This is a genomic window from Luteimonas sp. A501 (assembly GCF_054052085.1).
Map to the genome: position 1 here is coordinate 1 of NZ_JBSVRI010000014.1, position 4,418 is coordinate 4,418.

Below are 4,418 nucleotides of genomic sequence, written 5' to 3' on the forward strand. Positions count from 1 at the left end.
AACCTCAGTAGATAGTGGTCTAACAATGCGTTCAAGCCGAAATTGCATCGCTACGCCAACAACATGGCAGGAAGATCTTGCCATGTTGCCGGCTACGCGCTGCAATTCGGCTTAACTTAGGTGTTCGAGGGCCAATGAGAACATTATCGGGATCCGTGCTGCTGGCCATCGCAGTTTCAGCCTGCTCTAGCCCGTTGGAGCCGGTGCCACTCAGCGATCATCCGTGGTCGATTCACGGCATCGTTCGAGACTCGGGCGGGGACGTGCAGTCCGATGCGACCATAGTCCTTCACCGGTTCCAACGCACCCCGAGCTGGTGCGGCTTCTGCGAATTGCGTGCCGCTCAATTTGAGACCAAAGCAGATGCAAATGGCGCATTTAGCTTAAAGAGTAATCTGAAAGGCGAGTACTCCATTTTGGTTACGAGACGAGGAAGCGTTGGATGTGGAGATTCCATTCCCCTTGGTCTGCTTGATACGCAAGAACTCAAAGTCGATCTCCTGCTCAATGACGGCCAGTGGTGCGGTGTGGCCCTCTAACAATGCGTTCAAGCCGACACCGCTTCGTTACGCCAAGCACATGGCAGGTACAGCTTGCCATGTGCTTGGCTCCACTACGCGGCGCGGCTTAACTTAAGTGTTAGGCCTTGTTTCCCGCACTGCTGTTGCCGGGTTCCAGGCGATCTGTAGCGCATCGCTTATCCACAGCGTTTGCATCTCGTACGCGCGGTGCTGGCATCGGCAGTCAGCCCTGCAGCAGGTCGGCTTCGGACAGGCGCGACTCTCCGCAAGATTTGACCGGCCGAGTCGGCTTCGGACAGGGCGCAATGAGAGTTCTTGGCCGCGCGAGTCCAGTGTTCCGGCTTTGGCCCCGGCAAATGCCAGTCTCAGGCCGTTCGGCCAGACTTGTTGTACTGTTCGGCTCAGGGGTTGGGCTGTCGCAAGGTCGGGCGCAAGTTCGGTTTGCGGCGGCCTAACAAGTCGTTCAAGCCGAAGCCGCTTCGTTACGCAAACCACATGGCAGGTAGAGCTTGCCATGTGCTTCGCTCCAATACGCGTCTCGGCTTAACTCTGGTGTTAGGCCTTGTTTCCCGCACTGTTGCTGCCTGGTTCCGGGCAATCTGTGGCGCCTCGCCTATCCGCAGCATTTGCACCTCGCACGCGCGGGGTAGGCATCGGCAGTCAGCCCTGCAGCAGCTCGGCTTCGGACAGGCGCGACTCTCCGCAAGACTCGACCGGCCGAGTCGGCTTCGGACACGGCGCTGTGAGAGTTCTTGGCCGCGCGAGTCGCTGGTTTCGGCTTCGGCCCCAACAAGTGCCAGCCTCAGGCCGATCGGCCAGACTTGTTGTACTGTTCGGCTCAGGGGTTGGGCTGTCGCGAGGTCGGGCGCAAGCTCGGCGTGCGGCGGCCTAACAAGTCGTTCAAGCCGAATCCGCTTCGTTACGCGAAACACATGGCAGGTAAAGCTTGCCATGTGTTTCGCTTCACTACGCTGCTCGGCTTAACTCAGGCGTTATGCGCATCCAAATGTCTACGTACCCCAAACTCCTGCTTGCCGCTCTCATGATTGCCTCGGCTATAAGCTGCGAGGCAGCCGACGACTCGGTAGACGTATTGTTCAAGCCCGCACAAGGCTGGATACTGGTAAAGAGCGGGAGCGCGTCGGACGTGAGGGCGGCAATTAGTGATTACGACGGCATAGCTAGGGAGGAACGTCCTGGCGTCTTTCGAGTTGAGCTGCATTCTCAAAGAAGCGGTGCAGTGGCTGTAGTGCTGCCGGACGGCTTTCCGGCCTACGACTTGGCGAATATGACAGGCTGGCTGAGCGCCCCGCCAGATCAAGAGGACGTATATGGCGCCGCCTCTTGGATCACGGCCCCGGGTAACGGGGTCAAGTACTACCTGGAGCCGGAGACTAGCAATCCATGGGGCGACACCCTGATTGGCGCAAGCACGCTCGGGCAGCCGATTCGCGTCTATCTGCCGGAAGCAGGGATGTCGGAAGTTTCCTCTGCTTATCTTTACAGGGAGGAGCCTGAGATTGAGATTTCGCCACAACCGATCACAATCGAAGTTACGCTGGACACAAGCACAGCCTTTGGCAACCCCCAGTTCGTTGTCGACAGCCCAAAAGACCATGATTGGCGCTGGTAGCGCATAACAATTCATTCAAGCCGACGCCGCTTCGCGGCGCGGCTTAATTCAGGCGTTAGGCGCACAGGAGAGTTCATGGAAGTTTCACCAATCTCTGTCGGGTTCCCTTTGCGCGGCGAGTGGTCTGCTCTCAATACGCCTGCACACAAGGTGCCCAGCCACGGCACGCACTACATGGCCCAAACATATGCCTACGATTTCACCCGCCTGAGCTGGAAAGATGGAAAGGTCGACGATTTCCACGGCAAGAAGAGCATTGGATACCTGTTGGGCCGCGTGAAGCTCCACGATTGTTACGGGTGGTCGCAGCCCGTCATCGCTCCATTTGCTGGGACAGTTGTACATGCCGCGGATGGATGGCCGGAAAGACGAACCGTCCACTTGGCGAGAGACGTTTTCATTGCGTTGAAGAATGGTTTGTTCTTCAACGAGAAGAAGCACGAAGATCTGAGGCCGCTGGCGGGAAACTACTTGATTTTAGAGGGAGCGCATTGCTTCGCCTTTCTCGCGCATCTCAAGAACGGATCCATCACGGTCAACAAGGGAGATAAGGTGGTTGCGGGCCACCTACTTGGTGAGGTGGGCCACTCTGGGAACTCCACAGCCCCCCATCTGCACTTTCATCTCATGGATGCTCCTGATCCTCGCTCGGCCTCGGGCCTACCTTGCAGCTTTGACAACTATGAGGTCTATCGTGATGACACTTGGGTGCCAGTCCGCAATGGAATGCCTGGCCGTTTGGAGCGCATCCGCATGTGCGCCTAACAATTCATTCAAGCCGAACCCGCTTCGCGGGTCGGCTTAATTCAGGCGTTAGGCGTCACCCTCCCCGTTCTCGCCTACCCTTCAGGCATACGCCATTCAAGAAGAAAAGCATGAAACCTGAATATCGCAGACTCGTCGCCCTTGCTGAAGAGAAGGACCACCCTGCCTCACTGGATACCGTCGCTGAGTTGATATCTCTGCTAGAACGCCTCACGCCAGGTCAGGTTATGGAAGAGCATGTTCGATTGCTCGATGACTTGATAACCGTTATGTGGAATACCGAAAATATCGAACCAGCGCATGCCGATAGAATTCTGCAACTCCAGCAAGAACTTAGGGTAAGGATTTATGATGGAGGCTGAGAAAGCGCCGGAAAATGTGCTTTTTGATATGCCTCTAAGGCGACTGGAGGCAGTCGCCACAGCAGCAGAAAGGTACCGCCCCTCCGACACGCATTGGTACCCACAAAAGGGCGAACTGTATCATCGAACATATAGGCATGGAGACTATGAAGGCAGCCCGACCGAGTACCTTGAATTAACGTATATGCGCGGGCAAATTGATAATTTCAGTGGCTCGACACAGGTCTGGTCGATCAACTTTAAGTACGATCAAGCTTTCGGGGAAAACTATGACTATACAAAGTTGGTACGGAAGGATCGCTCGACTGCCCACAGAATGAGAGTGGCTGGCCCGCCCTCTGAAGTGCGATTCAAGCTCGCGCAATCACTGAGCGGCACGGTCGGCGGAAAGTATCTCGCGCACTTGAGCACATTGCCGGAGGAAAAGATCAGGCAGTTCCATGAGGATCTGCTGTATCTGGAAAGGGCATTCGTTTTTGCAGATGGAGTAACGGCGTCTATAGAGTCCTGGGTCTCGTCGGGAATGGGGGTGCGAGTATTCTGCAACTGCAGCCCGCCTAAAGATATGCCAAGCAGCTGGCTTTTGCGGCTTTACGAGCTGGGGAATAGCCTTACGACTATCCAGGATAGACTCAAGTGTAGAGCTTGCGGCAAGAGGCCATACGGACTGAAGCCTCCTGATTACGAACTCAACGAGAACTTCAATAAATCTCTGCAATCGCGAGATGATTGACCCGGCGAACTAATGATCTGAAGGCCTCGAAGATGTGTTTAAGCCGATACCTTACCGGGACGGGGCTTAGCTGCGCTTGTTAGGCCAAATGCCTGTCCTTCTGTGCCATGTGCGTCGCGGTTCCAGTCTTGGTCTTCGTACTGGCTTCCGACGTGAGTAGCCTCAATGTCTGGCGGGCCTAACAATGCGTTCAAGCCGAAATTGCATCGCTACGCCAGCCACATGGCAGAAAGAGCTTGCCATGTGGCCGGCTACGCGCTGCAATTCGGCTTAACTTAGGTGTTAGGCACCACATGACAGATCAGCGCGACTTTAAGAGTCTCTACGCCAAGGGCATGCGATCAGCTGTGACTGAGCGGCTTACTGAGGCCACGCTCGAACGCATGAGGACACAGGCGATCGGC

General features: G+C 55.9%; 5 protein-coding genes. All 5 read left to right on the forward strand.

Annotation, left to right across the window (positions count from 1 at the left end; all coding sequences use genetic code 11):
- The first annotated feature begins 155 nt into the window (after positions 1–155).
- The 5 genes from ACW7G5_RS14555 to ACW7G5_RS14575 all read left to right on the forward strand — a co-directional run bounded on the left by ACW7G5_RS14555 (position 156) and on the right by ACW7G5_RS14575 (position 4,014).
- Positions 156–539, forward strand: coding sequence for a carboxypeptidase-like regulatory domain-containing protein (locus ACW7G5_RS14555; RefSeq protein ID WP_457005700.1), 384 nt, complete (start codon positions 156–158; stop codon positions 537–539).
- 988 nt (positions 540–1,527) lie between these two features.
- Positions 1,528–2,154: a hypothetical protein gene (locus tag ACW7G5_RS14560; RefSeq protein ID WP_457005702.1), complete on the forward strand. Its 627-nt coding sequence runs from the start codon at positions 1,528–1,530 to the stop codon at positions 2,152–2,154.
- A gap of 75 nt (positions 2,155–2,229) precedes the next feature.
- Entirely contained in the window at positions 2,230–2,919 is a 690-nt protein-coding gene (locus ACW7G5_RS14565) for a M23 family metallopeptidase (protein ID WP_457005704.1), read from the forward strand.
- A gap of 110 nt (positions 2,920–3,029) precedes the next feature.
- Positions 3,030–3,281, forward strand: a complete 252-nt coding sequence (locus tag ACW7G5_RS14570) for a hypothetical protein (RefSeq protein WP_457005706.1) — start codon at positions 3,030–3,032, stop codon at positions 3,279–3,281.
- Positions 3,271–4,014: a hypothetical protein gene (locus ACW7G5_RS14575; protein WP_457005707.1), complete on the forward strand. Its 744-nt coding sequence runs from the start codon at positions 3,271–3,273 to the stop codon at positions 4,012–4,014. Before ACW7G5_RS14570 ends, ACW7G5_RS14575 begins: the two co-directional genes overlap by 11 nt.
- Positions 4,015–4,418 lie beyond the last annotated feature (404 nt).

Bases quoted from the DNA above. Each gene is read 5' to 3' on its own strand.
- ACW7G5_RS14560 (WP_457005702.1), top strand. From the start codon at position 1,528: ATGTCTACGTACCCCAAACTCCTGCTTGCCGCTCTCATGATTGCCTCG.
- ACW7G5_RS14565 (WP_457005704.1), top strand. From the start codon at position 2,230: ATGGAAGTTTCACCAATCTCTGTCGGGTTCCCTTTGCGCGGCGAGTGG.
- ACW7G5_RS14570 (WP_457005706.1), top strand. From the start codon at position 3,030: ATGAAACCTGAATATCGCAGACTCGTCGCCCTTGCTGAAGAGAAGGAC.
- ACW7G5_RS14575 (WP_457005707.1), top strand. From the start codon at position 3,271: ATGGAGGCTGAGAAAGCGCCGGAAAATGTGCTTTTTGATATGCCTCTA.